21 protein-coding genes are annotated in these 26073 nt (G+C 44.5%); 10 read left to right on the top strand and 11 right to left on the bottom strand.

Annotated elements, in window-relative coordinates; genetic code table 11:
• Positions 1 to 88: 88 nt before the first annotated feature.
• Complete coding sequence (locus AC5WJX_RS10615; protein WP_494484486.1) at positions 89 to 487, top strand: hypothetical protein; 399 nt, start codon at positions 89 to 91, stop codon at positions 485 to 487.
• Here AC5WJX_RS10615 and treY read toward each other — a convergent pair.
• A complete protein-coding gene (treY, locus tag AC5WJX_RS10610) occupies positions 484 to 4506 on the bottom strand; it encodes a malto-oligosyltrehalose synthase (RefSeq protein ID WP_494484485.1) in 4023 nt (1340 codons plus the stop codon). The genes AC5WJX_RS10615 and treY overlap by 4 nt on opposite strands.
• Positions 4499 to 6346 (bottom strand): malto-oligosyltrehalose trehalohydrolase, encoded by a 1848-nt coding sequence (gene treZ / locus AC5WJX_RS10605; RefSeq protein WP_494484484.1) that lies wholly within the window; start codon positions 6344 to 6346, stop codon positions 4499 to 4501. The genes treY and treZ overlap by 8 nt, the downstream gene beginning before the upstream one ends.
• 211 nt (positions 6347 to 6557) lie before the next feature.
• On the opposite strand from treZ, the gene AC5WJX_RS10600 reads away from it, so the two are divergent.
• The 6 genes from AC5WJX_RS10600 to AC5WJX_RS10575 all read left to right on the top strand — a co-directional run bounded on the left by AC5WJX_RS10600 (position 6558) and on the right by AC5WJX_RS10575 (position 11071).
• Entirely contained in the window at positions 6558 to 7388 is an 831-nt protein-coding gene (locus tag AC5WJX_RS10600; protein WP_494484483.1) for an ABC transporter ATP-binding protein, read from the top strand.
• 4 nt (positions 7389 to 7392) lie between these two features.
• Positions 7393 to 8175: a hypothetical protein gene (locus AC5WJX_RS10595; RefSeq protein ID WP_494484482.1), complete on the top strand. Its 783-nt coding sequence runs from the start codon at positions 7393 to 7395 to the stop codon at positions 8173 to 8175.
• Position 8176: 1 nt separating this feature from the next.
• Entirely contained in the window at positions 8177 to 8560 is a 384-nt protein-coding gene (locus tag AC5WJX_RS10590; RefSeq protein ID WP_494484481.1) for a GntR family transcriptional regulator, read from the top strand.
• Complete coding sequence (locus tag AC5WJX_RS10585) at positions 8557 to 9264, top strand: hypothetical protein (protein WP_440430285.1); 708 nt, start codon at positions 8557 to 8559, stop codon at positions 9262 to 9264. Before AC5WJX_RS10590 ends, AC5WJX_RS10585 begins: the two co-directional genes overlap by 4 nt.
• Before the next feature lie 124 nt (positions 9265 to 9388).
• Positions 9389 to 10762: an NAD-dependent succinate-semialdehyde dehydrogenase gene (locus AC5WJX_RS10580; protein WP_494484480.1), complete on the top strand. Its 1374-nt coding sequence runs from the start codon at positions 9389 to 9391 to the stop codon at positions 10760 to 10762.
• 84 nt (positions 10763 to 10846) lie between these two features.
• Entirely contained in the window at positions 10847 to 11071 is a 225-nt protein-coding gene (locus AC5WJX_RS10575) for a hypothetical protein (RefSeq protein ID WP_494484479.1), read from the top strand.
• Positions 11072 to 11180: 109 nt separating this feature from the next.
• On the opposite strand, the gene AC5WJX_RS10570 is transcribed toward AC5WJX_RS10575, so the two are convergent.
• Positions 11181 to 13439: a TonB-dependent receptor gene (locus AC5WJX_RS10570; RefSeq protein WP_494484478.1), complete on the bottom strand. Its 2259-nt coding sequence runs from the start codon at positions 13437 to 13439 to the stop codon at positions 11181 to 11183.
• A gap of 313 nt (positions 13440 to 13752) precedes the next feature.
• Here AC5WJX_RS10570 and AC5WJX_RS10565 point away from each other — a divergent pair, with 313 nt between their 5' ends.
• On the top strand, positions 13753 to 14595 hold the full coding sequence (locus tag AC5WJX_RS10565) for a murein L,D-transpeptidase catalytic domain family protein (RefSeq protein ID WP_494484477.1): 843 nt from the start codon (positions 13753 to 13755) through the stop codon (positions 14593 to 14595).
• Here the strand turns inward: AC5WJX_RS10565 and AC5WJX_RS10560 are convergent.
• The 5 genes from AC5WJX_RS10560 to AC5WJX_RS10540 form a co-directional block, all read right to left on the bottom strand.
• Complete coding sequence (locus tag AC5WJX_RS10560; protein ID WP_494484476.1) at positions 14560 to 16101, bottom strand: L,D-transpeptidase scaffold domain-containing protein; 1542 nt, start codon at positions 16099 to 16101, stop codon at positions 14560 to 14562. The two genes, AC5WJX_RS10565 and AC5WJX_RS10560, sit on opposite strands and share 36 nt — an antisense overlap.
• 50 nt (positions 16102 to 16151) lie before the next feature.
• Positions 16152 to 16946 (bottom strand): TerC family protein, encoded by a 795-nt coding sequence (locus AC5WJX_RS10555; RefSeq protein ID WP_494484475.1) that lies wholly within the window; start codon positions 16944 to 16946, stop codon positions 16152 to 16154.
• 111 nt (positions 16947 to 17057) lie between these two features.
• Positions 17058 to 18761 carry a sodium:solute symporter family protein gene (locus AC5WJX_RS10550; protein ID WP_494484474.1) on the bottom strand — a complete coding sequence of 568 codons (1704 nt, stop codon included), beginning with the start codon at positions 18759 to 18761 and terminating at the stop codon, positions 17058 to 17060.
• Between the two features lie 145 nt (positions 18762 to 18906).
• Entirely contained in the window at positions 18907 to 21360 is a 2454-nt protein-coding gene (locus AC5WJX_RS10545; protein WP_494484473.1) for a PIG-L family deacetylase, read from the bottom strand.
• A gap of 72 nt (positions 21361 to 21432) precedes the next feature.
• A complete protein-coding gene (locus AC5WJX_RS10540) occupies positions 21433 to 22035 on the bottom strand; it encodes an LEA type 2 family protein (protein ID WP_494484472.1) in 603 nt (200 codons plus the stop codon).
• 104 nt (positions 22036 to 22139) lie between these two features.
• Between AC5WJX_RS10540 and AC5WJX_RS10535 the strand changes: the two genes are divergently transcribed.
• Positions 22140 to 22364 carry a hypothetical protein gene (locus AC5WJX_RS10535; protein WP_494484471.1) on the top strand — a complete coding sequence of 75 codons (225 nt, stop codon included), beginning with the start codon at positions 22140 to 22142 and terminating at the stop codon, positions 22362 to 22364.
• On the opposite strand, the gene AC5WJX_RS10530 is transcribed toward AC5WJX_RS10535, so the two are convergent.
• Positions 22361 to 22798: a DoxX family protein gene (locus AC5WJX_RS10530; protein ID WP_494484470.1), complete on the bottom strand. Its 438-nt coding sequence runs from the start codon at positions 22796 to 22798 to the stop codon at positions 22361 to 22363. The two genes, AC5WJX_RS10535 and AC5WJX_RS10530, sit on opposite strands and share 4 nt — an antisense overlap.
• 178 nt (positions 22799 to 22976) lie before the next feature.
• Here AC5WJX_RS10530 and AC5WJX_RS10525 point away from each other — a divergent pair, with 178 nt between their 5' ends.
• A complete protein-coding gene (locus AC5WJX_RS10525; RefSeq protein ID WP_440430273.1) occupies positions 22977 to 23945 on the top strand; it encodes a YihY/virulence factor BrkB family protein in 969 nt (322 codons plus the stop codon).
• Positions 23946 to 24046: 101 nt separating this feature from the next.
• On the opposite strand, the gene AC5WJX_RS10520 is transcribed toward AC5WJX_RS10525, so the two are convergent.
• Positions 24047 to 24493 carry a KTSC domain-containing protein gene (locus tag AC5WJX_RS10520; protein WP_440430272.1) on the bottom strand — a complete coding sequence of 149 codons (447 nt, stop codon included), beginning with the start codon at positions 24491 to 24493 and terminating at the stop codon, positions 24047 to 24049.
• 104 nt (positions 24494 to 24597) lie between these two features.
• Positions 24598 to 26058 carry a M20/M25/M40 family metallo-hydrolase gene (locus AC5WJX_RS10515; protein WP_494484469.1) on the bottom strand — a complete coding sequence of 487 codons (1461 nt, stop codon included), beginning with the start codon at positions 26056 to 26058 and terminating at the stop codon, positions 24598 to 24600.
• Positions 26059 to 26073 lie beyond the last annotated feature (15 nt).

Here is a 26073-nt window from a genome sequence, read left to right as displayed (position 1 = left end):
ACGACAATTATCATCCTGGCAGTGCCAGTGCCGTCTGCTGAATGTCAAGCTTCATAAAACAAAGCTTTGTGCCGTTTGTAATACTATCATGAACCAAGAGCATGAATTATTCTGGCTTTTTATACTCGCCATACCCGTTGCAAGTATTGCCTGGACCGTAACACATGAAGAAGTATTCCGGGAGCCAAGGGAGTATTGCGTCAGGCAATCCAAAGAGGCGCCAAGACTATTAAAGCGCAAGTTTTTCTACCTTTTCACCTGTGAGTTCTGCTTCAGCCACTACGTTACCGTACTGATCCTGTTGTTAACCAATTACAAGTTGTACCATGATGATTGGCGCGGCTATATACTTTCCGGGTTTTCCCTCGTTTGGATCGCGAACTTCTACATGAGCATATACAACAAGATCCGTATCGACCTGAAAACAGGCAAGTTAATCTCCAAAAAGGAAGAAAACAGACTTAATGAACAGAAAAAGGAAGACTAAAGTCTTCCAAATATTCTGCTTAGCTCTCGCAACATTTTGCCATGATCCTGTTTCAACTCGCCAGGACCAAGCCGCCAGGCCCAGTTGTTCTCGATAGAAGATGGTGTGTTCATCCGTGCTTTTTTCCCAAGGCCAAGAACATCCTGAACCGGGATAATTGCCAGTCGTGCTACAGAAGCATAAGCCAGGCGAATAAGCTTATAATGAACATTGTCTTTTGTCACCGGCCGTCCGAGATAGCATTCCAGGTTTTTCCTGTTCTCTTTGGTACTTTCTGATTTAAACCATGCCTTGGTGGTGGTATTATCATGCGTTCCAGTATAAACGATACAATTTTCCGTGTCGTACTGATGTGGGATATGTATCGAACAAGGCATATCATCCCCGAAGGCAAATTGCAGGACTTTCATACCAGGCATTGCAAACTGGTCGCGTAACAGGTACACATCATCATCAATATCACCGAGGTCTTCAGCGATAAAAGGCAGCTCAGCAAGTTCCTCGCGCATCACTTCAAAGAATTCAGCACCGGGACCAGGTTTCCAAGTACCATTGACCGCGGTTTCCTCGGCTGCAGGCACTTCCCAGTAAGAAGCGAATGCTCGAAAATGGTCCAGACGCAAAAGATCAAATAGCTCCATATTCTTCCGGAGGCGCTGCTTCCACCAGGCATAGCCTTCCTGAGCCATGACCTCCCAGCGGTAAACGGGCATGCCCCACAACTGCCCTTCTTCATTGAAGTAATCTGGTGGAACCCCAGCGATGCCGGCGTTATTGCCTTCTTCATCCAGCTTGAAGAGTTGTGGATGCGCCCATACGTCTACAGAATCGTAGCTGATGTAAAAAGGCAGATCACCGATCAGCTGCACCCGGTGTTCGTGTGCATACTGCTTCAATGCTGCAAATTGCTTGAAAAAGATATACTGCTGCCACTTGATCTGATCTAGTTCAGCCTGGCCGCTTTTCACAACCTTGGCCAGGGCATTTGACTTTCGCTTGCGGATATCAGCGGGCCACTCGTTCCAGGGTCTTTGTTCGTACTTAGCTTTAAGCAACATAAAGACCGCAAAATCATCAAGCCAAAAGGATTCCTTACTGCAAAACTCCTGATAGGCTGCATCCTCACCTTTTCTGATGAAGTTATGATAGGCCCGCTCCAATAGCGGCAGTTTATGTTGCTCCACTTTAAGATAGTCGACCTGTTCCGTGCCTGAAGGTAGTTCTGCCTTAAGCTCTTCTTCGCTTAGAAGCCCTTCATCCTTTAAGGCCTCTAAACTGATCAGCAGTACATTTCCGGCCATGCTAGACAAGGCACTGTATGGAGAGTAGCTTTGACTTTCCGAGATGGGGTTTAGTGGCAGCAGTTGCCAGTACCTTTGTCCTGATTTTTTAAGAAAATCAACAAAGTTGTAAGCCTCTTTACCAATATCACCGATACCAAAAGCTGAAGGCAGCGATGTAATATGCATTAAGATACCCGCTCCTCTTTTATTTGCCGGCTGCTCCAGCTTTAACACTGCTAAGGGTAGCGCTTTAAAGATTTCTTCAATTTTGATCACACTGCCTTTCACTTTTCCTTTTTCCTGGCTAAAAAGATGGCTCCATGCTTCAGGTGCTCCGGCTGGAACTTCGATGCGGGTATTCTTCCAGTTGATGGAGAAAATGTCCGATTTTTCCGATTCACATATTGCAGCAATATGCAGGGGAACGACAACAATGGTCCAGGTTTGCGGACCTTTACGCGCATATGCCAGAATATGATCTGCATATTTTCCTTTCACTTCCAATGGAAGATAAGCGGCGGTTTTATAATCGTCAGGGTTGTTTTTCCTGTCCTGCAATAAAAGGTACTGCAGCCAAAGTTTGATCTTGCCGCCGTAGCGACTTTCCCATAGCTGCTCCATTGCGGTGCCTTCTTTTATTTCAGCCAGCCAGGCCGACCGTTTTTCATAGTCGACCGGACGTCTGTTATCTGGATCAACCAGGCTAAAATCCCAGAGTTCCGTACCTTGATACACATCAGGTACGCCGGGTGCGGTAAACTTAATCGTGGCCTGTGCCAGGGCATTGAGAATTCCGTAGTCCGCTACCTTTTTGAAAAACGGGCCGAAACTTTCTACAAATGGACCACTAGCCTCTATGAACTCTTTGCTGAATTCCTGTGCCGCTGTCTCGTAATCTGTCGCAGGTTCAGACCAGCCGGTATGCCGCTTAGCCTCCCTAAGCGCCTTTTGCAGGTACGAATCAATCCGCTCCTGGTAGTCTGGCTCTTCCACACCAGGCATGGGGTGACTGCCGACCAGCGTCTGGTAAATGAAATAGCGATCATTTGGATCGGGCTTATCCTGCCCTGCGGTGATGTTGCTCCATTCATTTACCAGATTTAGCCATTCCTCAGACAGATCCGTTAGCACGTTCAGCCTTGCGCGTACGTCTTCCCCGCGCTTGGTATCATGGGTAGAGGTGCCGCTTAGTGCCATTGGCCAATACTTGATCCGGGTTTGCATAGAATCATGGAAGGCTTGTGGCGATAGGCCAAAACCCTCAGGTGAGTCCCCTACTTCATTCTTTCCAATGTACCGGTTATAGGTATACATCAAGGTGTCTTCAACACCCTTGGCCATCAAGGGTCCGCTAAACTGCATACAACGTTTATAAAATAGCGTTGCACGCTTATTGAATTCTTTGTTCAGTGCTTTCGGTCTTTCAAACCAAACTTGCTTCAATGCCTGTACAGCCGGTTGAAGTTTCTTAGTACTAATATGATCTAAGAGGTCATTGAGTTCCGCAGCTTCTGATTTGGTCAAGGGAAAGGTACCTCCATAATAGCGGTATACCGGACAATGGATCAGTAATGCCGCGATGGCATCTTTCAGTAGGTCGGGATCAAGCTGTGGCTGTTCTTCCTGCAGGTTTAAGCTAAAGTACAGATCAACAAGGTTGTTGAGCTCGCCACCCATATGGTCCTTCAAAATGGCAGCCTTTTTACCCCATATTTGTTCTTCGATGCTTTCCGTGCTTTCGCTGATATCTTTGTAATAAGCGGAGAAGGCATCTTCTGCCTTCTTATTGGTAAAGATGTTATTTACGGTTGCAAGAAAGTCGTATCCCGTGGTGCCTTGCACCGGCCAGGCAGTCGGGAGTTCTTCACCTTGCTCCAGGATCTTTTCAATGACAATGTAGGTATCCTCGCCTGCTGATTCCCTTAACAATTCCAGATAGACATTTGGATCAAACAAGCCATCAATATGATCCACGCGCAAGCCCTGGAAAACACCTCGCTTCAATAGCGCAAAGATGTATTCATGATAGGCCTTGAAAACCTCGGGATCCTGGATATTTAGACAGATGAGACTATTTACCGTGAAGAAGCGCCTGTAGTTGATCTTCCGATCCGTTTCTTTCCAATTGCAAACTCTGTAGTGCTGTTTGTTGGCAAGGGCCAGCAACGCTTTTTTATCATTGTTGAATTGATCCAGGTTTTGCTGTTGCAGTTGCTTTTGGCTATCGTCGTTTAAAGGCCAAATGTTGCCGGAATAGTCGAACTGAAACTTGTCCCCTTCTCTAACGACCTTTAGCTCCCCACGCTCGATAACAACTTCAAGGTCATCACCTAAAAAAGGTGTCATAATCGGTTCAAAACCTTTACCGGACCAGTTCAGATCGAAGAACTTGTAGTACGGAGAAGCTTCGCCTTTTTCCAGGACATCCATCAGCCAGGGATTATTCTGGTGATAGGCCATGTGGTTGGGCACAATATCCTGAATCCAGCTCATGCCCTGGGATTTCAGGATGGCGGATATTTCCAATAGCTCGGCTTCTGTTCCGATTTCCGGATTGATCCGGAGTGGGTTTACGGTATCGTAGCCGTGCATACTGCCGGGACTTGCCTCCATAATTGGAGAAGCATAGATCGTTTGAACACCCAGATCAGCCAGATAGGGTATGATATTTTTGAAATCGGAAAAGCTGAATTCCTTGTTAAACTGGATTCTATAGGTTGCTATCGGGTTAAGCATCTTTTCGGGTGTAGATTAATATTGATTCTGGTTGAATAATTAATTTGTTAACTTCCTGACAAGCACCATCGTCGGTACATGGGCCGCCCCATTTCTCATCCGCAGAACTTAAAAGGAGCTTCCAGTTGTGAATTGAATCTTCTGCGGGAACAGCCTGTTTCTCTTTGGAGAAATTCAGGATACAGACGATCTGTTGTCGTGGTTCCCATCTTTTTAGGACCAGGGTATTCTTGTCAGGATAAGTAATGGCTGTGATGCGACTACGATCGCCGTTACTTAATGCCGGATTATCTTTCCTTAAGGCAATCAATGCTTTGTAGTAGTTAAACATGGTTTGATGCTGTGGCTTGCTCAGCAGCTCCCACTGCAACTTAGACTGCAGAAAGGTTTGTTCTGCATCAGGATCTGGTGCTTCGCCTTCAGCGTGAAACGCGGCGAACTCAGCCTTGCGTCCCTCGCGCACCATTTTGTTCAGCTCCGGATCGGTATGGCTAACAAAATACAGGAAAGGGTTTGTCTCTCCGTACTCCTCTCCCATAAATAGCATTGGCAGGAAAGGACTGATCATTACCGCTCCGGCAAGTACCTTCTGCATTTCAAAGCTATACAATTCCGAACTCCGCTCGCCTAACATACGGTTACCGACCTGATCATGGTTTTGAGAGAAGACGATGAACTTTGAACCCTGCAAATCCTTAGCTGGCTTCCCGAAATTCTTTTTCCGGTGTTCAGAATATTGTCCATCGTACACATACGCGTCCTGATAAGCCTTTTCCAGGTGGCGGATGCCTTTAAAGTCGGAATAGTACCCGGTGGTAGGTTCGCCTGCACTGATGCGCAAGGCATGGTGAAACTCGTCAATCCATTGTGCGTCCATTCCGAAGCCATTCTTTTCAGGGCTATCCAAAAATCGGGGATCATTGAGGTCACATTCTACGATCAGGTAATGTGTTCGTCCGGTCACCTCCATCAGCGCATCTACTTCAAGCCGGATCGCCTGAAGGATATGCTCCGCACTTAAATCCTTGATGGCATGAACCGCATCCATTCGTAAGGCGTCAATATGGAAGTCGCGGAACCACGTCAGCACATTTTCAATAAAATACGCCCTAACGCCGTCACAGTACTCATCATCGAAATTCACTGCCTGACCCCATGGTGTATGATACTTGTCCGTAAAGTACGGCCCAAATTCACCAAAGTAATTGCCTTCAGGCCCCATGTGATTGTAAACCACATCAAGGATCACCGCGATGCCTTTGGCGTGACAGGTGTTTACCAGCTCCTGCAACTTTGCTGCCCCTCCATAGGAATGTTGCACTGCAAAGGGGAACACGCCATCGTAACCCCAGTTGCGTGAGCCCGGGAATTGTGCCACCGGCATAATCTCAATCGCATTAACACCCAGCTCAAGGAGATGATCGAGGTGTTCTGCAATGCCATCGAAGTCCCCTGCTGTTGAGAAAGTGCCGGTGTGGATTTCGTAAATGATGTAACTATTTAGCTTAGGATTCTCCCATTCTTCGTCCGACCATTCTGCTGCTTTAAGGTCTATAGCCGCTGAGGCTTCATGAACGCCGTTCGGCTGACTCAAAGAAGCTGGGTCAGGAAGCTTTTTTGTACCGTCTAAAATGAATTTATATAAGTCATTGGGTTGGAGCTGATCTGTTGTGGCATGCCAATAGCCTTGGTTTTGTTTTTGAAGGCGCAGCAGCGATCCATTTTCTAATTCTACTTCGACGCTTTCAGCAGTTGGTGCCCACAGGCAAATCTCCGCCTGCTGTGCATCATTGAAGTTAATTCCAACCCTTCTTTGTTTTAGGTAAGCGCTTTCTTTCATACCTACATCAATGTCAAAGCCCGGGGAAATGTTTTAAAATTCTGTACACCAACAATACCCGATTTTAATGCGGCAGATACGAGTGCTACGTACAAACACTCAGAAGGTTAATAAAATATTTTTCCTGAAAAAGTTGCATTGTTCGTTTCTTGTATTACTTTTGTACTGTACTACATAACTAATACACCAGTTTATCCAATAATCACGCATTATGATAAAGCTTTCAAACCTGAATTTTGGCTACAGCAAAAAGTCGCTACTATTCAAAAACCTGAACCTTGAACTTAAAGTTGGGCACATTTACGGCCTGCTCGGAAAAAACGGCGCAGGGAAATCAACATTGTTGAAAAATATGGCCGGACTGGTATTTCCGACAGGCGGCCAATGTAGCGTAAACGGTTACAACGCTGCGGAACGCCGTCCTGCTTTTCTACAGGAGTTGTTCTTTATTCCCGAGGAGGTTTACCTGCCGAGCCTGACGGCACGCAGCTTTGTAGACAGCAGCGGGCAGTTTTATCCAAAGTTTGATCACGCGGGTTTTTTCGAGATGCTTCGGGAATTCGATGTACCCTCCGATAAAACATTAAGCAAACTCTCGTTTGGTCAGCAAAAAAAGGTGATGATCGCTTTTGGTCTTGCAACCAACACGAGCTTGCTGATCATGGATGAGCCAACTAATGGTCTTGACATCCCCTCTAAAGTTCAGTTCCGGAAGATTATTGCTGCTGCGCTTACGGATGACCGATGCATCATCATTTCCACCCACCAGGTTCGGGATCTGGATAGCTTAATTGATACCGTAGTGGTGATACATGATCAAGAGATTGTATTGAACAAAAGCCTTGAAGAAATCTCGGATAAGATTCTTTTCAGTACCGCAGCACATGCGAACAAAGGTGGTATTCTGTACCAGGAAGCATCGGACTTCGGTGTCAATACGATTAGCATTAACAATGCTGAAAACTATTCGAAGGTAGATATGGAACTACTCTTTAACGCGATAACTAACAAAAGTAAGGCTGTAACGGAATATTTAAACTAACATCATGAACAACACATTTGATCTACAGCGCTTCGGCCTATTGCTATCTAAGCATACCAAAGAAAACGGCCGCACCTACCTGCTTTCACTGGCCGTGCTCGCTGCTATATTATGCAGCTTCTTGACTTTTGTAACCTATGCAGGTGATGGTTATCTGGGTCCTCACCTACAGGCAACCTTCTACCTTGTTTTTAAAATATTGTCTGGAGCGATGTTCACCAGCATTGTTTTTAGTGCTTATGGGGACAAAAAGAAATCCATTCCCTTGTTTACTTTGCCGGTATCGAATCTGGAGCGTTATCTGGTGGGCTGGATTTATTCCTACGTGATTTTCCAAGTGCTCTATACGCTGTGCTTCTATCTGGTAGACTTTGCCGTATTAAGCATTGCAAACCTGACATCGGTGCAAAAAAATGAGGTGGTCAACATCATTACTGTTGAAGACTCAAAGTTCTATCCTGGATTGATGATTTTCACCTTTATCCATTCCGTCTTTTTTCTAGGGGCTATTTTCTTTAAGAACCTCCACTTCATCAAAACAGGCTTTATATTCTTTGGCAGTGTGCTTGGCATTATACTGATCAATGCGCCGTTATTGAAGCTCATCTTTGGTGGACAGGCGCAGTTTTCACCACCCTTTAACTCGATCTGGATCATGGAGGGCGAAAATGGTATTTCGCTAGACCCTGCGCCAGGCACAGAGTTTTATCCCTGGATACTGATTATTGTGATGTCATTGATCTTGTGGACAAGCGCGTATTTCAAACTTAAAGAAAGGGAGGTGTAAGATGGAATTTAGAGAAAATGAAGCGATTTACCTGCAAATAGCAGCATACATCAGTGAGCATATTCTGCTCGCAAAATGGGCGAAGGACGAGAAAATTCCATCTGTACGGGAGCTTGCCGTACAGCTTGAAGTTAATCCTAATACGGTGGTCCGCGCTTACGAATTCCTTCAAAATAAAGAGGTGATCTATAATAAACGTGGGATTGGTTTTTACATCACCGACGATGCTGCCGAGAAAATTAAGTTATATAGCAGGGAGCGCTTCTTAGGCCAGGAATTGCCCGAACTGTTCCGCAATATGTATCTGCTGGACATCAAGATGGAAGAACTTGAGAAACGTTATGAACAATTTAAAACTGAAAATTATCAATCTAAGAAATCATGAAAGTGAGCACCATATTAATCATCGCTGCAGTAGCTGCAAGTGTCATTGCACTTACTGCATTTAACCTTACTCAAAAGGCCTTTTACAACAAAGGCGACTGGAGGAACCGTTTTTACGGCATGGAATACATTGCCATCAAAAGCGTCACAGACATTGAACTGGCAGACGCAGATAAAATGCAGGTAACCATTGAAAAAGGTGAAAAAGAAGGTTTATACACCAGCGCATCGTTTAAAGAACATGTAAAGTGGACTCAAAATGGAAGGAAATTGAAATTTGAAGTCACGGAAGATGCTAAGAAAGGTGCTCCATTCCGGAACGAGGGTTTTGTACTCGTGCTCAACAAAATTGATCACCTGAAAACAAGTCCTTACGTACCGCTTAAGTTCCAGAAATCTTATCCGGCAACGCAGGTGCTGATCAAAGGTTTTACACAAAATAGCTTACAACTTGACCTGGGTAAAACGAGCGAAGTGATCCTGGAGCAGGTGCAGTTAGATACTTTAGTAGCAAACATCGGTAATAAGGAAGGTGGTGCCGGCTTAACCATAGAGAAGGATGCAAAGATCAAAGTTGCAGACTTTACGATCCCTGGCGCAAGCGGCCTGGGTTTGAACAACCCAGAGATCGTGAAGGCTACGTACAACGTTTCTGAAAAGGCTACGGTACTACTAAATGGGACAGCTTTGAAGATTCTGAAATAATGTTCTTTTTTTTTCACCTGATACAATAATGCGACTTAAATGTCGTCTATATAACTGAGAGCGTTAATTTAGACGGGGGTATTTCGGACGAAATATCTCCGTTTTTTTGTTTAAAACAGGTCCTATGTCTATACAGTCCATTAACCCGGTTAACGGTGAGATCATTCAGATTTATACTGCAAACAGCGAAAATGAAGTAAACAGCAAAATCAACCAGGCGCAGGAAGCCTGGAGAAGCTGGCACCATGTGCCGTTACATCAAAAAGCAGATCTGCTGATGAAAGCTGCGGCAGTATTGCGGACGCGTAAAGATGCACTCGCCATGCTTATGGCACTCGAGATGGGTAAACCCTTGAAAGACGGCATAGGTGAGATTGAGAAGTGTGCCGGTGTTTGTGAATACTATGCGCAGCATGGCGAGGAATATCTATCCGATCAGCTCGTTCGAACTGAAGCACGTAAAAGCTATATTGCTTATCAACCGCTTGGAATTGTACTGGCCGTTATGCCCTGGAACTTTCCATTCTGGCAGGTCTTCCGCTTCCTGGCGCCAGGCCTGATTGCGGGTAACTGTGGATTGTTAAAACATGCCTCTAACGTTCCAGGCTGTGCCCTCGCTATCGAGGAGGTACTTCTGGAGGCCGGTTTTCCGGAGCATGTCTTTCAAACCTTACTGATCGACAGCAAAACCACAAAAAAAGTGATTGAACACCCACTGGTACGTGCTGTAACCCTGACCGGCAGCACGGAAGCGGGCATGCAGGTCGCACAACAAGCCGCTGGCCTGCTCAAGAAGTCGGTGCTGGAGTTAGGCGGCAGCGATGCCTACCTGGTACTTGAAGACGCCGATCTTGAAGCCGCTGCGGAGACCTGTGTGCAAAGCCGTTTAATAAATAACGGACAAAGCTGCATTGCCGCCAAGCGATTTATATTGCTGGAGCGCATTGCCGATGAATTTACAGCGATCTTCAAAGCGAAGATGGCCAGCAGGATCACGGGAAATCCATTGGAAGCGGGTACACAGCTCGGTCCAATGGCTAGAAAGGACTTGAGGGATGAACTGCATCAGGAAGTACAAAAGAATATTCAGGCAGGTGCTGAATGTATTCTTGGTGGTGAAATACCGGAATACGCAGGAAACCATGCCTTTTATACGCCAACCATCTTAACTGGTGTAAAAAAAGGTATGCCAGCCTATGAAGAAGAGACTTTTGGACCTGTAGCATCCATGATCAGGGCGGCAAGTGTGGAAGAAGCGATCTATATCGCCAATGACACCAAATTCGGACTTGGTGCTGCAGTATTCAGTCGTGACATGGAACGTGCAGAACAAATCGCAAAAGAGGAATTACAGGCTGGATCCTGCTTTGTGAACAGCTTTGTTAAATCAGATCCACGTTTGCCTTTCGGCGGCATCAAGGGTTCGGGTTACGGACGAGAGCTGGGTTTGGTTGGTATTCACGAATTTGTGAACATCAAAACAGTTTATATGGCTTAGAGGGTAGTATGCCGGTTTTATTGTAAATGGCAACTAAATGTTTTTGGCATTTAATTTGGTTTATCATTTATAAACCAGCATACTATGAAAACGTTACCACACTTAAAACAGATTACCTATGGTGTTATAATTGTTGCATTTCCATTTATCTTCTCTGCTTCTGACGGATTAAAGACCCCTGACGTTCAACCAAGACCTAAGAAACAATATACTTTTCCTGTAAACAGTCCGGAAGAGACGATGAACATACTGAAAGCAACCATTGACAGCCTTAAGAGCAGTAGTAATAAACTAACTATTGCTAATTAAATGCAGCAAAATCTGTTTGAACTGGATTTAAAAACATACAGGGCTGAGGCAGCCTTATTGCTGCAGCACGCCCTGGTCTCTCCTTTCCCCCTGTTGAAGTAAAGCTCCTTTAGAAAAACAAACTAAAGTGTGCTAATGCAGCGAACTTTGTTCCCGGCGTAAATGCAATACTATTCACCGCATCGCGGTTCCTAAGCTTCGTTAAAGTTTCAAACTGCGTCTCTTTCCACCTTACATCAAAAAGATTGTTTACCGTTATACCTACTTCATATCGCTTGGTCGTATAGTTCAGCACGAGGTCTGTAATAAAGTAGCCATCAGCCCTAAGACTGTAGTCTTCATTCGCAGGGCGATCGCCAAGATATCTGTAGCGCAAACTACCGTTAAAGCCCGATTTATTTATGTAGGTAATTCCAGCCGAGCTACTCCAGACTGGTGCAAGCGGGATGTAGTTTTCACCTTCAGGATCGTCTACGGATCGCCCATGTGCATAATTTAAATCGGCATCCAGGTAAATAGCAGGCACCGGCTGGTAGCGTGCGGAGAAGTCAAAGCCCAATCGCTGCGTTTTGCCACTGAATTCAAGCGAGCCACCGTCGCCGCTATATACATATTCGTTATCTAGTCGGATCTGCCAGATGGCTGCATTGAACAGTAACTTATCCGAAATTTTGAGTACAGTCCCTAAATCGGTCGTGTAAGCCGCGGGTAGTGTTTTAAGTCCCTCAGCTGCCACAACTGCTCTGGTATCATTGGAATGAAAGCCTTTTCCAGCGGTCACATAAAACTGGGTACTTACTGTCGGTTGATAATAGAAACTGAATTTAGGACTAAAAATGTTATTCTGTGCCTTGTACGCACCTGCACCAGTTAATGTCGGATCTTCATCAAGCTTGTTATAATAACGATAATAAAACTGGTCGAACCGCAGCCCGGCATTGAGACTGAATTTTTCATTAAAACGAAGTGTTTCACTCAGAAATACGCCGGAATTCAGTTCTGTAATGTCGCCAAGTTTTATGGCGTCCAATAAGATGTTGTTGTTTCTGGTATGCGATAGATCAGAATTCTGGGTGGCATCTAACCTCACGTCAAGCCCCAGTTGCGAAGTCAACTTCAGCTTTCCGAAATAATCGTCTTGGGTATAGCTACCATGGTAGCCAAATAAATCTCTGCCTTCACGTTGTCTTATTTCATCGCCGTTTACCGGATCTTCAAGGAAGAAAGTGAAGTTTGTATGTAGATCAAGTGCATACCGGGTATAGAAAAGCTGATTCTTAACTAAGTTGTTTCCCGGCGTGGTGGTTAAAAGGATTGCGTTTAAATTGGTCCGGGAGGTTACACCACCTTCATTAGGGTCAAGTGCTCCAAAAAACCCGATGGTACCATCATTTACCGCATAGTCGGGAATTTGGCCCGAAGCTTTCCAATCGCTGTAAAAGGTGGAGGCTGATGCAGAAAGTGTACTGTTATCAGAAATTTTACCATGATATTTGGTAAAAAAATTAGCCCTTTTGAAGCGCTGTGAATGTTCAAAATAGCTGTCCGAATACCGGTATTCACCAGCAGCATACCAGGAATGATTATCCTCTAATGCATCTTTACCCAGCAAGTTCAGCATACCCAAGGCACGATAGGTGTTAAACTGGCCGGCTTCTACCCTAAAGGTATTTTTGTCTAAGGCGTTCAGGGTATGGAATTCTGCGAATCCGGAGGTTACAAGATTACCCTTTTCAGCATCCGCGCTTCCCTTTTTGAAGGTAGTGTTACCAATGGTTTCAGGAATAATAAAGTGACTGTCGCTATAACCCTGTCCGTGGGCGTGGGATACCATATTGATCGGCATACCGTCAACCTGTAAACTGATGTCGGTTCCATGATCATTGTCGAAGCCCCTTAAAAAGATTTGCTCGGCTTTACCGCCGCCCTGATGCTGACCAATAAACAGTCCTGGTATCTGTCGAAGTACTTCCTGAGAATTGGAGACGCCGCGCATGCGGATATCTGTTTCGCTGATCGCTTTGTACGGATTACCGGCGTAACCAGCAATAACCACATCCTGCAACTGCAATGCGGTAGGCTCCAATAAGAATAGTTGCCCTTTGGCGAGATCAGCTGCTTTTATCTGCAGCCTTTCATAACCTAACGCTGAAATCTTGACAATTTGATTGGGACCAACGTTGCTTTTTATACTAAATACCCCCTGTTCATCGCTGATGTCCGTTGCACTTTTATCAAGCAGCTCAACAGTAGCACCTTGGATCGCAATTCTGGTTCTTGCGTCAACGAGTTTTCCAGAAAATTCTTGTTTTTGAGCGTAAGATAGATGACTAAGCAGTAGTAAGGCAGGGAGTAAAAGTTTCTTCATTCAGAATGTTCGTTTGAAATTTGCTGCAAAAATAGAAAGCTGATGCATACAGGCAATCTATAAAGTGCATTATGTGCGATTGTAATGGCTTTAATACCTATTTATTGAGCCTGTAGTAGTTTAGAATGATTCTAAGAAAGTCACAATAAGGTAAAAGGGAGATTTCATTTGTAATAAAGATGATAGAATACTTATCTTTGATATATCAAACGCCGGCAAGCCTGGCCTCACCTTCCACAAAACTTCAAGCTTATAGATTCGAACCTTACCTCAACAATCGTATATCTACCCATAGCCAACCAAACTCAAACCTATGAGAAAATACATTTTAGCAGGCGCAGGATCTTTATTAATTACTTTATCAGTTATGGTTAGCGGATGGATTCCGAGTTCAGGAAGCCAACCGGTTAATAATGCTACAATTAAAGTAAATGAAGCTCCGGCCGCAATCACCGCCGACTCTTTATACAACAGATACCTTAACGATATTTATCTTGCTGCTGATTTAGCCGCTACTGGTCTGGACCAAATGGTTTTTGAGAAAGCCGTAACTGGATTTTACAATCTTAAGAATGCTGGAAAATTATCAGCTGACAAGTCTATCATCAGTATTGCAGACATGAATCAGGTGAGTAGCACCAAACGCTTATGGGTCATAGATCTGGAGAAGAAAGAGCTGCTGCTGAACACTTGGGTTGCCCATGGAAAGAATACCGGCGACGATAGAGCAACAAGGTTCTCGAACGTGAATTCATCAAACCAAAGTAGCCTTGGATTTTACATAACTGGTGAAGTATACTATGGTAAACATGGACGTTCTTTACGTCTGGATGGTATGGACAACGGCTACAATGATAATGCACGCAGACGTGCCATTGTGGTACATGGTGCCGATTACGTTAGTCAGGGTACGATCAACGCATTGGGCCGTTTAGGACGTAGTTTGGGTTGCCCAGCGGTTGCTCCGGAGTTATCAGATAAGCTAATCAACACCATTGAGGGTAAAACTGTGTTGTTTATCAATGGTGCTGACCAGCATTATACTTCTAAGTATCTCGACAATCATTTAGCTGCCGAATTCGCTTTTAATAGTGTTGATATCCAGGTTCAGGGACAGGAACTACTTCCCGCTAAGTCGCTGCAGGTGGGTATATAATACAATATCGAGGCCGTAGACGTCCTTTCTGAACTGTAGTGCCCCACTTGGATCAGCCCAGGCTGTGAAATAGGTAAGATACACCGGAATTTTCTTTGGTAATGCCAGGTCGGTTGCTTCTGGATTATTTGACTCCATGTTCTTTTTGATCAGGTCGAATTTTTGTCCATCGCCAAATAATGCATAGGCCAGATCCAATGGTTTCTCCACACGTACACAACCGTGGCTAAGTGCGCGTTCCGCTCTTGTAAAGCCAGCCTTTGCCGGTGTATCATGCAAATACACACTACTTTGGTTCTTGAACAGGAACTTAATTTTACCAAGTGCATTGTCTAATCCGGGACGCTGTTTAAAGGCATATACCTTTCCCGCATCTGGAGCAGACCAGTCGATCGTTTCTGTGTCTTCAATGATCTTTCCATCTTTGTACACGTCAATATTGTTGTTTGAAAGATAGTACGGATCTGCTGCTGCACTTTTAGTGATCTCATTTGTTGCAATACTTTGCGGAATGTTCCAGACAGGATTAACCTGTACACTGTGGATCAAGCTATTTAATTGCGGGGTCTCACGACTGAATGGTCTGTCTTTCTTAAGATCGTGTTCATCATAGGTAGCCAGGTTGTCTGTGAAAGTTTTATTCCTACCCTCACCTACGACAACTTTCATGTTCAGTATAGATTTGCCATTTTCCATGACGTCCAGGCGGTAGTCGGCAATGTTCACGAGCACGTATTTATCTTCAGCCGGCTTATTCTTCCAGCGTAAACGTTCAAGGTTTACAGCAAGTACCCGCTGGGTTTCTTCTGCAGACATTTTGGGATCTTTGAACCCGCTTGATAGTGCCTTTTGCAACGCCAGATATTGAGGATCTTTAGGTTGAATACTGTCTAGATAGCTCTTCAAATCTGTGAGCGTAAATACCTGCTGCATTGAAGTACTGTCTGGACGCTTGGTTTCTGTATAATACCGGGCGTAGATTTTCCTCGGGCTAATTGCTCCAAACTGCATCGCATTACTGTAATTGATCAGTGAATTTGCGGCCATAATCTCCAGATCCGCTAAGGTTTCATAAGCTTCATCTTTCGACTTGATGGCGTCTTTATCATACAGCTTTCCAATTAAACCTGTCAATGCACTCGTCTTAAACATTTCTGGATCAAGTCCGTGTGCCGGTGCATTTTTGAAGTATTCGATAATGACTTTTAATTTTCCTTCAGGCAAATGCTTGAGTACGAGTACCGGTTCGTAATCATTTCTTTCATAAAAAGCAGAGATCAGCTTTGGATTGTTCAGTGTGGAGCGTTTAGCTTCTAATCTTTTCTTGAGTACCACAGCAAAGGTGTCGCTTTGCAGATCTTTAAAAGCTTTGTTTTTAGTTTCGCCATAAAGGGCTTTAGAGATGTCGGAACGTGTCTTTTTACAAGACTGAAATCCGATGGTCGCGACCAGTAGCACCAGGCATACGGCGGACATACGCTTTAAGTTAAAATTCAGTTTATTCATAAGTGATGTTTGTGTGTTAGAAAATATTTTTGCGATTGCAAGTATGAAGTTTAAAAATCCTCATCCAGCCTGCCGGCTTTATGTTTAGGGAAGTTAAACAGCATGGAACTTATAATTGGAATAACAAAAATTGCAACCGTGATGATGGATACGGCGAGATCCGCACGCTCACTCTCGAGAAACTTAGAAACGGGCGAACCCACAGCAAAGTGAGTGATTACGGACGCTGATAGCTTCAAACCTAAAACACCGATGACCATGTAAGCAGCTGTTTCCAGGAAGGAAAACTTTTCCATCAGTTTTACAAAGCCTTGTGCGACGAAACGCATGGCAAGAATACCGATGAAAACGCCGATATAGATCAGGTAAATATTGTCTGTAAAGGCAACAGCAGCGAAAACGTTATCTATAGAAAAAGCAAGGTCCATAAGCTCTACCAAGGCAACAGTTGCCCAAAAGTTTCCAACCAGACCAACGGTAGAACGGTAGAACCAGTTCCGTTTCTTATCAATTGCTTCAAGATGATGATCTTCTTTCTGTTTCTTCATCTTTTTAAGGAAATAAGAGATGGCAAGATATAACAGATAAAAACCACCTATGGGTTTAAGCCACCAAATGGTTACCAGCCAGGCAGCCAATACCAGACATATACCACGGAATACATAGGCACCAATGATGCCGTACCTTAAAGCTTTATCCCTTTGATCTTTTGGAAGATCCATGACCATGGTTGCCAATACCGCTGCATTGTCTACGGAAAGCAGACTTTCGATAATTACAAGATTTAAGATGATGAGTAAGCCCGCTTCAATGTCGTTGCCAAAAATGGTATGCAAAAAGTCCATTATTTCTACGCTGTTTTAATGTTATGTGATAAATAAAGCGGAAGATATAGGAAATATATGCAAGAACTAAGCCATAAAGCCCATTATCTGCAACATGATGATGCATCAGGTTCAGTTCTTGGTAGTTGAAGGTTTTACGCCTTCTGTGGCTTGTATAAGCAAGGAAAGCAGGACGACAAGGAAGCATCCAAGTACATTGAGCCATAGATAGGCTATGACATCGAAATATCCGGTAACACAAACGAGCAGTTCGGCGAGCAGCGCAGCAAAAAACACCGATCTGCCATCAACTTGCTTTACATAGAATGCCACCAGGAAAATACCAAGCACTGTTCCGTAGACGTATGAGCCGAGAATATTTACCGCCTCTATCAGGTTGCCAATTTTACTCGCATACAGCGCCATGACGATACAGATAACACCCCAGAATATTGTAGCCCAGCGTGATGCGGATAGGTACTGGTCGTCTGATCTGTCTTTTCTGATCAGACGCTTATAAACGTCTATTACACTGGTGGAAGCCAGGGAACTCAAGGCGCTGGCAGTTGATCCCATAGAGGCTAAGAAAATGATTGCAATCAATAAGCCTATAAGGCCTTGTGGCAGGTACCGGGTTACGAAACTCAGGAAAATGTAGTTGTTATCATTAACATCAGCATTTTTGTCGTTTTTGAGCATCAGGTCGGTCGCAGCCTTCTTCAGTGATTTGCTTTCCGTATCTGCAGTCTGAAGTTCCTGCCGTAGGGCATCGATCCTTGCTTCATCACCCTGATCGAGGGCTATATTCAGCTTTTCTAGTGCATGCTGTTTTGCTGAAAAGGCAGCATCGTACTGGGTGTATATAGCATCCAGTGCTGGCTTTAGATCGCTTTTCTCCAGTTTATTAAGCTCGTAGCTGTTGAAAAAGATTGGCGGTTTGGTGTATTGGTAGAATGTAAAAACCAGAACGCCGATGAGCAGGATAAGGAACTGCATAGGAATTTTCACCAATCCATTCATAAGTAAACCTAGCCTGCTCTGGCCTACGGATGAACCGGTAAGATATCGGCCTACCTGGCTTTGATCGGTACCGAAATAAGACAGCTGCAGGAAAAATCCCCCGATAAGCCCGCTCCACACGGTATATTGATTGTTCCAGTCGAACTTAAAGTCAATGGCATTTGCCCTGCCCATTTTACCGGCAATACTGATGGCTTTTATAAACCCGATGTTTTCTGGCAAAAGCGAAACCACAACATATCCAGCGGCGAACAGGCCTAGAAAAATGATGCTCATCTGAAGCATCTGTGTATAGGAAACCGCCTTTGTGCCACCATAAACCGTGTAGCAAACCACCACAATTCCGATGAACAACGTTGTATACACCGTGTTGATATTCAGGATAGTGGAAAGGATTATCGCTGGAGCGTAAATGGTGATGCCGGTTGACAGCCCCCTTTGAATAAGGAAAAGGATCGCTGTCAGCACACGCGTATTTAGGTCGAAACGCTGTTCCAGATATTCGTATGCCGTGTAAACTTTTAGGCGATGAAAAATTGGAACGAAAGTGATACAGAGCACGATCATTGCAAGTGGCAATCCAAAATAGAACTGCACAAAACTCATCCCTGATGAGTAAGCGAGTCCTGGTGCGGACAGAAATGTAATTGCACTTGCCTGCGTAGCCATCACCGATAAACATACACTATACCATGGAAGGGACTGGTTGCCGAGCAAATAGCCATCAATATTCTGAGTGCCCCGGCTTTTGTACACGCCATAGGCTACAATTGCCAGCAAGGTTCCACATAACACGCACCAGTCTAATAAACTCATCTAAAATAGATTGTAAATAGGTAAAAGCCAAGGATAAGCATCACCAGCCATAAAACGAGTAGCGCATAGAACTGCTTCCATGTCTTCACAAATGGCGGTAGTTCCTGTCTTTCCTTATTGTCGATCATGATTTTCCATTTCTTCTTTACTTCGACGGCTTGTCCGAGGCACCCGCTGATAGTAAGTTTACAAATAAACGGTATGCTCCTGGTACACCTGCAGGTAATTCCCTGTAGAAAACTAAACCAGTGTAAATATATTTACCTTTTCCATAGTCCGCCACAATGAGTGATCCGGAAGCAGGCTGTTCGCCTTTGTCTTTCATACTCAAGATCGGCGTATATTTTGGATCAAGATTGTCGGCGAAATAGATGCCTCGTTCCTGTACCCAGCCTTCAAAATCCCTTGGAGTGATCTTATTTGGATAGTTAAGCACAGCATGATCTGGTCTCAGGAAGTTCACCATAGCATCTTCCTCTGTAACTCGGTTGCGGCTTATTGTAAAAGGATATGGCCCAAGCTGGTTGACCTTCAATGGTGCATTAACATTGTATTGCTGTACCAGGGTGCCCCCATTATTAACATAGTTTAATAGTTTAGCTTGGATTGCAGGCATGTCCTCATTGATGTTATAGAGCCTTACCCCTGTTACAATTGCATCAAATCTGGAAAGATCTCCATTCATCAATAAATTATGCTCAAGGACGGTTACCTCATATCCAATTTGCTTCAGCGCCTGCGGGATGAGGTCGCCCGCCCCCGGGATGTATCCGATATTTTTACCCGCAAACTTGAGATCCACTTGCTCTAGCCTTGCCTCGGAAGCTGGGAACAAGGTCTGTACTGGAATGTGCTCATAATCGATCTGCAGGAAGCCATGGTGATAAGTGGCTCCCGCGGTGCTGACTTCCAGCTGTAACATCCCAGGCTTTGCATCTGCTTTGGGGCTGACGGTAAGTTCATACTGCTCCTCAGATCCACGGCCTTCCAGGTTGATGTCGATCATAGCGGGTGAAATTGTCCAGCCCAGCGGTGCTTTGATCTTGAGCTGGCCTTTTGCGTTCGGCGCGAAGCCTCTCACAGAAACTGCGATCTTCCTGGCAACCTGGTTGTTGAACACGTAAGCTTTCTCCTTTAATGTTGCTGTAATTGGTGGTGCAACAACGACCGGCTGATAGATTTCCCCGATTGCCGGGTTTGCATATTTATAGATTAATGCACGTTCTACAGGGATCCGCGTGCCATTGATGCTGATTTCGATTTTACCTGGTGAGAGCGCCTTACTTTCTGGTGCAGCAAGATTATTGACACCGGAAAATTCATAGGAACCGATACCGTGCGGATTGCTGAGCCAGTACGGTTGCGTAATTTCGGCAGCCACAGTCTTTAAGGTACGGTTTATCCGCTGCAGCTGGCCTGCTGGTAGCTCCACAGGCTTTTCATCGTCAATGATCAGCTGAACCTGGGCTGGGAATTCAGCAGGCAGCCTGGACAATGCCTCCAGTTGCATGGTACCCTGTTCTGATACCGCATACACAGGGGCCCTGGCCACCGCTTCTACCCAAATACCCGCACAAGCCAAAATCAACTCATTTAATTTTGAATGTTCAAAGGGCAAATTGCGACTTAGCGCTTTCAGCTTAAGCAGCTTATCGAGTGACTTATATGGCGCATTAACCTGATAAGTCTGATTGATATCATCAACCAGTACCTGCACCTGCTGCATGCCGGGGTATCTGCTTAAGGCACTATTAACATCTTCAAAAAGATCCTTTTTCGCTGGTGTACCTGCCAGATGCTCGAAGTACTCCATTGCAGACCCGCGCTGTTTCATGGAGCCGAATCCCTGGCTTCGGTGGCTTGACCTGCTTTCCGCGGCGATCTCGCCGAAACTTTGACCAAGCAAGGTGTTATATTGACCAACATCCAGCTTCAGTTGCTCATCTGAGGTCGTGTTATTACCGCCAAAGTTGAAGGTATTCCAGACAATGCGCTTGGTTTTCCAGGGCTTCACATAAGCAAGCTGCTCCGGAAACTGCTTTGGATCGGCAGCAAGGCTGAATGCTTTTTCGGCAAGGATTGCGGAAGCCGCATGCGCGCCATGGCCAGCCCGGGCATCGCCGGGAAAACGGGTGATGATCACGTCTGGCTGAAACTTTCGAATCACCCAGACAACATCAGCAAGAATTTTTTGCTCACCCCAAAAAGCCAAAGCTTCCTCGGAAGTCTTTGAGAATCCAAAGTCATTCGCCCGGGTGAAAAATTGCTCCGCACCATCTATTCTTCTTGCAGCCAGCAACTCCTGTGTACGCAGCAGTCCAAGCAAATCAGCCTGCTCGGTACCGATTAAGTTCTGCCCCCCGTCACCCCTGGTGAGTGAAAGGTAAGCTGTTTTGAATTTCATCCCTTTAGCGAGGAATGCCAAAAGCCTGGTGTTCTCATCGTCCGGATGAGCGGCAATGTACAATACTCGCCCGGTTACATTTAAAGCTTCAAGGCCCTGCTTAATCTCGGCCGCATTCAGCGAGCGCTGTGACTGCGCATACAGGCAAAAAGGAAAAAGTAGAATAAGGTAAATGGGAAGCGTTTTTAATTTCATATGTCGTTTGATCGCAGGTTTGCTTAGGACTTCAAGTAAATATTAAAACTTCAAGTGAAAGGTGATTGGCGGTTATTTGAATAGCATTTTTCGGGTAATTTCTTTATTTATTGTGAAGAACCCGGGATATTTTACCAATGCACCTGCAACCTTAATGCTCGGTTTTATTTTCACCGTTAACAAACCCTTAGACTCCGTAGCACCAGAATCGGACTGCAGGAGGTTGGCAATATCCTGCATAACCTGCTTGTTCGATATAAATCGGTAGGCATTCAGGTTGATGTTGACCGGCACAACCGTTGTTCCACCTGGTTGTACATCTACAAGCTGGTCCACCAATCCTGTAGCAAGCTCCTGATTATTGACCAAAACCTGATATTCAAAGTTATTTATCGCAGCAGCGGTTGATGTAGGGTTTTTTATCTCCAGGTTAAGTTTGGCTTTTAGTGGCACATCTTGCGTAAGCAAGCCCAGAGCGAGGCCTGGAAGACTGGCCAGGTTCAGTTTCTCCATGTTCACCAGATTGCTGACATCAGTGCCACCGACGGTGATCTGCTCAGCAGAAAGTAGTTTATAGCTGCATTTTTCCAAGGCCGCAATTTGCTGTGCTTGCTTATTTACGCCGCAACCACATACAATCAAAAAGGTCATGCAAACAAATAGGATTTTTCTCATTATTTTTCTTTAGGTACTATTATAACGGTAATAATAGTGAAATGCATTTAATGGACCACATAAAACATTGAAGGTCTTAAACCGTTAAGTAAGAAAGCAGTCTCATGAAGTCTTTTGCAATTACAACAGCTAAGGGTACAACCTACGACGTTTCAGAAATGAAGGGGACACCTAATGGCTATGAAATTTACAAGGATGGTGATAACTGTCCCTTCTTTATGGGTTCCAAAGGACAATGGAGTACCGGTGATTTTGCACCGCCCTTTGCCGACTTTAACATTGATGAGATTGGGAAGCTTATTGAGTTTGAGCTCAAGTTAAGAGCTTAGAAGCTTCTGTACCTCCTGCTCATTTTCCTGCTGATAAAATAATCCAGACTATACTTTCCTGGACCTACAAGTAGCAGGAAGCAATACACCAGGACATAATGTGCCGGTAATTCCTGTCTCTGAAAGCCGTCAGTAGCATGTGCTACAAATATCGCCACCAACATGGTAATTATTAAAGGAATGGTTGCCCACCTGGTAGCCAACCCCAACAGAATTAAAATTGAACACAGCACTTCAGCAAAAATAGCCAGGATAAAAGAAGGCGTAGCACCAAGGCCAAAGGGATCCAGAAATTGAATCTCGCCACCTCCCAATATTTTCATCAGTTTTGGCCATCCATGGGTGAGCATGAAACAGGCAATACCAATTCGCAAAACAAGAAGTCCAAGATTCACAGCAGTGTGATTAAGCGTTGTGTTGAATGTTCTTTTCATCGTTCAGGCTTTAAAGTATAACTGTAAATATAAGATTTTATTTTTTTAAGAACATTCTTAAACAATCAAGCCAACAGCTGTCCTAAATAGAAGATACTAAGCTCAGATTCGAAGAATCAAGCCCTGGAAAAACTAAAAGGTTACAACATTGTTCCATAAACAATCTAAAAGGCAAACTATGAAAAAAATGAAGTTCAAAGACATTTGGAAGCTTTTAAAAGACTCCTTCGCTGGTTTCTCAGACGATAAGGTCACCAAACTCAGCGCATCATTAGCCTACTACACGGTATTCTCAATGGGTCCATTGCTCATTTTAATCATCTCAATCTGCGGCGTGTTTTTAGGCAGAGAGGCCATTGAAGGAGAAGTTTATCAGCAGTTGGAAGGCTTCATGGGTGCAGACACCGCGAAGTCCCTGCAGGACATCATCAAAAATGCGGCGATTAGTGGTGGAAGTACCATTGCTATAATTATTGGTGCCGTGACATTATTGGTGGGTGCTACGACTGTATTTGCAGAAATACAGGATTCAATTAATACGATTTGGGGTTTAAAGCCAAAACCAAAGTTGGGTCTGGTAAAGATGCTGCTTAACCGCTTTCTGTCGTTCTCTGTTATCGTAAGCCTGGTTTTCATCCTGCTGGTTTCCCTTGGTGTTACCTGGGCGATTGAAGGTTTAAGTGACCGGCTGTTCCGAAATTTCGAGGACACCTCGGTAATTGTTGTGAACGTACTAGGTCAGATCATAACACTGGTGGTAATCTCATTCATCTTCGGTGTTATCTTTAAAGTCTTGCCGGACGCAAAAATCAAATGGCGGGATGTCGCATTAGGGTCTGTGGTGACAGCGGTGCTGTTTATGATCGGTAAGTTCGGGATCTCGTTCTACATCAGTAAGAGTAACGTCGGAAGTACCTATGGCGCTGCCGGCTCTTTGGTTGTACTACTCCTATGGACCTATTATTCGTCAATCATCCTTTACTTTGGCGCAGAGTTTACCAAGGCCTATGCTATGGATTTTGGTTCACCAATCCATCCAAACCACTACGCAGTAACAACGCGGCAGGTGGAGGTTGAAACGGGCGATGCTCCGGTTCAGGCCAATGATGGCAAACCTACGACGGTTAAAGAACAGGAAAAAAGATAAAACAAAAACGGGGAGATTGCTTTCGCAAATCTCCCCGTCATCTAATTAACGCTCTTAATAAAGACGTTAATCGCTATGCTTTATTGTCCTGATCGCTAAAATTAAGCTGTTGCCAGTTTTGCAATGTTGCGGTAAGGATATACACTAAAAATATGTCTTCTTGCAAAACGACCTGGTGAGTCGGCGTTTACAAGTTTAACATAAACAGCTTTTGGCACTTCGAAATATTCATAACTGCTACCATCTAAAAAGTGAACGGTAAGCACCAATCCTGCCCATGAAAAATCAGCGATGCCACAGGTAGCAGTGGTCTGTGTATATTCTTCAATAGATAGTGATAGTGTTTCCGGTGCTATACTTACTAAAAAGTGGTAAGCTTCAATAATCTCTTTACTCCTTTGTTCTGCAGCTAATTTCTCTTCGTCATTGTCCTGAAATTTATCAGGGTGACAGTCCTTCATCAGGTTTCTATAAATGGTTTTAAGTTCTTTTAACTCGGTATCTTTCTGTACACCTAATAATTTTCTGTAATCGACGATTTTCTTCATAATGTGGTTAATAGCAGTGCATTGCTGCACTGTGAAAACAAGTTTGCAAAGGTAAGATTATTTAAGCTCCCACACAAGCTAATAACTAATTATAAATTAGGTCGTTACTCCCAGCGCCAATCACCTGCGATACGTAATGGTGTTTCAAGATTATTTGCTTGCAGGAATGTTTTGATCTCCTCTTCAGTTTGCACCTTAACCGGGATTTCAGGCGTATTTGCTAAGGCATAGGTCAGCATCGCGCTGTATCGCACGGTATTCTTAAGCCCTTGCTCGTCTACAAGCTTGAAGGAGTCTCCATTAGAATGATAGAATGGTCCTGAGTTATTGGGCAACTTACCACCTGCACCACCACCAGTAGGTATACCAGCAAGCATGAAGGGCTGATGATCACTATGCAGACCAGCACCCGCGGTAAAGAGGTTTTTAAATCCAGTATCTATTTTATTGATCTCTGCGCCCCAGGAAGTAAACAGACCTTGCATTTCCTTCCGACTGGTTGAAAATCCTTTTGGATCATTGGTCATGTCGTAGTTCAGCATGAACTTCACCTGCTCTAATGTGCCATCTTTCTTTGCTTGCGCCACGTAAGCCTTCGATCCTAGAAGGCCTTGCTCCTCACCCATAAACATCACGAATTCTACGGTACGTTTTGTTTTTAAATTCAGTTTCTTAAATGTTCTTGCCATATCTAAAATCGCGAAAGAACCTATACCATTGTCAATAGCACCTGTCGCCAGATCCCAGCTATCAAGGTGACCGCCAACTACAATTTTCTCCTTTGGAATTGACGTACCCTTTAGTGTTGCGATCACATTCCTAGCCTTGATCATGCCCGAGAAATTGGTCATGTTGATACTTGCGAATTGCTTGTTGCTTTTAAGGCTTTCTTTGATGCGCATACCGTTTTCCAGCCCGATACAAACGGCGGGAATTGGAATGAGTTTTCCGGTAACAGATGCCGTACCTGTTAATAATACATCGCCCTTTACACCATTAATGATTACAATGCCTGTGGCCCCATACTGCGTAGCTAAAGCGGTTTTCTCCGACCGGTGAAGCCTGGGCGTATTTTCGGGAGATCCGGGTAGCGTTCCAAGAAATACCAGAGCTATCTTTCCTTTAACTTTATCCGGATTGGCTTGGTAATCAGCCTCTGTACCATTACCCATATCCACGAGTTCAGCAGATATACTTGCTTTTACAGGTGAATGTGCCAATGTAACTGAGTTAATCAATTGCAGATTACCTTCTGAACCGATTTTAGTTTCTACGCTAATCCGGTTCCAGCTCTCCACCTCAAAAGGTTCATACCGGACATCGTATCCGTAGGACTTTAATAGGTTGTAAGCGTATGCTTCTGCTTTTGCGCCATTTTCCGAGCCGGTTAACCGATGTCCGATGGTTTCCGTAGCGGATTTTAGGTTGGGATAGGCTTTTGAGTTTTGCTGCACGTCAGCATTGATCTGGCTGAAAACAGCTCCGAACTTGTCCTGGGCTGATGCCGAAAAGCTCCACATTAAGGCAGATGCAATTAATAATCTGGTAGGTTGGGTTATGTTCATAATCTTGTTGTATTC

The sequence above is a fragment of the Pedobacter sp. NEAU-ZC8 genome (genome assembly GCF_059278965.1).
The sequence above is the reverse complement of the archived record's forward strand: the minus strand, read 5'-3'. Positions and strand labels throughout refer to the sequence as shown.

Bases quoted from the DNA above. Each gene is read 5' to 3' on its own strand.
- AC5WJX_RS10615 (WP_494484486.1), top strand. From the start codon at position 89: ATGAACCAAGAGCATGAATTATTCTGGCTTTTTATACTCGCCATACCC.
- treY (WP_494484485.1), bottom strand. From the start codon at position 4,506: ATGCTTAACCCGATAGCAACCTATAGAATCCAGTTTAACAAGGAATTC.
- treZ (WP_494484484.1), bottom strand. From the start codon at position 6,346: ATGAAAGAAAGCGCTTACCTAAAACAAAGAAGGGTTGGAATTAACTTC.
- AC5WJX_RS10600 (WP_494484483.1), top strand. From the start codon at position 6,558: ATGATAAAGCTTTCAAACCTGAATTTTGGCTACAGCAAAAAGTCGCTA.
- AC5WJX_RS10595 (WP_494484482.1), top strand. From the start codon at position 7,393: ATGAACAACACATTTGATCTACAGCGCTTCGGCCTATTGCTATCTAAG.
- AC5WJX_RS10590 (WP_494484481.1), top strand. From the start codon at position 8,177: ATGGAATTTAGAGAAAATGAAGCGATTTACCTGCAAATAGCAGCATAC.
- AC5WJX_RS10585 (WP_440430285.1), top strand. From the start codon at position 8,557: ATGAAAGTGAGCACCATATTAATCATCGCTGCAGTAGCTGCAAGTGTC.
- AC5WJX_RS10580 (WP_494484480.1), top strand. From the start codon at position 9,389: ATGTCTATACAGTCCATTAACCCGGTTAACGGTGAGATCATTCAGATT.
- AC5WJX_RS10575 (WP_494484479.1), top strand. From the start codon at position 10,847: ATGAAAACGTTACCACACTTAAAACAGATTACCTATGGTGTTATAATT.
- AC5WJX_RS10570 (WP_494484478.1), bottom strand. From the start codon at position 13,439: ATGAAGAAACTTTTACTCCCTGCCTTACTACTGCTTAGTCATCTATCT.
- AC5WJX_RS10565 (WP_494484477.1), top strand. From the start codon at position 13,753: ATGAGAAAATACATTTTAGCAGGCGCAGGATCTTTATTAATTACTTTA.
- AC5WJX_RS10560 (WP_494484476.1), bottom strand. From the start codon at position 16,101: ATGAATAAACTGAATTTTAACTTAAAGCGTATGTCCGCCGTATGCCTG.
- AC5WJX_RS10555 (WP_494484475.1), bottom strand. From the start codon at position 16,946: ATGGACTTTTTGCATACCATTTTTGGCAACGACATTGAAGCGGGCTTA.
- AC5WJX_RS10550 (WP_494484474.1), bottom strand. From the start codon at position 18,761: ATGAGTTTATTAGACTGGTGCGTGTTATGTGGAACCTTGCTGGCAATT.
- AC5WJX_RS10545 (WP_494484473.1), bottom strand. From the start codon at position 21,360: ATGAAATTAAAAACGCTTCCCATTTACCTTATTCTACTTTTTCCTTTT.
- AC5WJX_RS10540 (WP_494484472.1), bottom strand. From the start codon at position 22,035: ATGAGAAAAATCCTATTTGTTTGCATGACCTTTTTGATTGTATGTGGT.
- AC5WJX_RS10535 (WP_494484471.1), top strand. From the start codon at position 22,140: ATGAAGTCTTTTGCAATTACAACAGCTAAGGGTACAACCTACGACGTT.
- AC5WJX_RS10530 (WP_494484470.1), bottom strand. From the start codon at position 22,798: ATGAAAAGAACATTCAACACAACGCTTAATCACACTGCTGTGAATCTT.
- AC5WJX_RS10525 (WP_440430273.1), top strand. From the start codon at position 22,977: ATGAAAAAAATGAAGTTCAAAGACATTTGGAAGCTTTTAAAAGACTCC.
- AC5WJX_RS10520 (WP_440430272.1), bottom strand. From the start codon at position 24,493: ATGAAGAAAATCGTCGATTACAGAAAATTATTAGGTGTACAGAAAGAT.
- AC5WJX_RS10515 (WP_494484469.1), bottom strand. From the start codon at position 26,058: ATGAACATAACCCAACCTACCAGATTATTAATTGCATCTGCCTTAATG.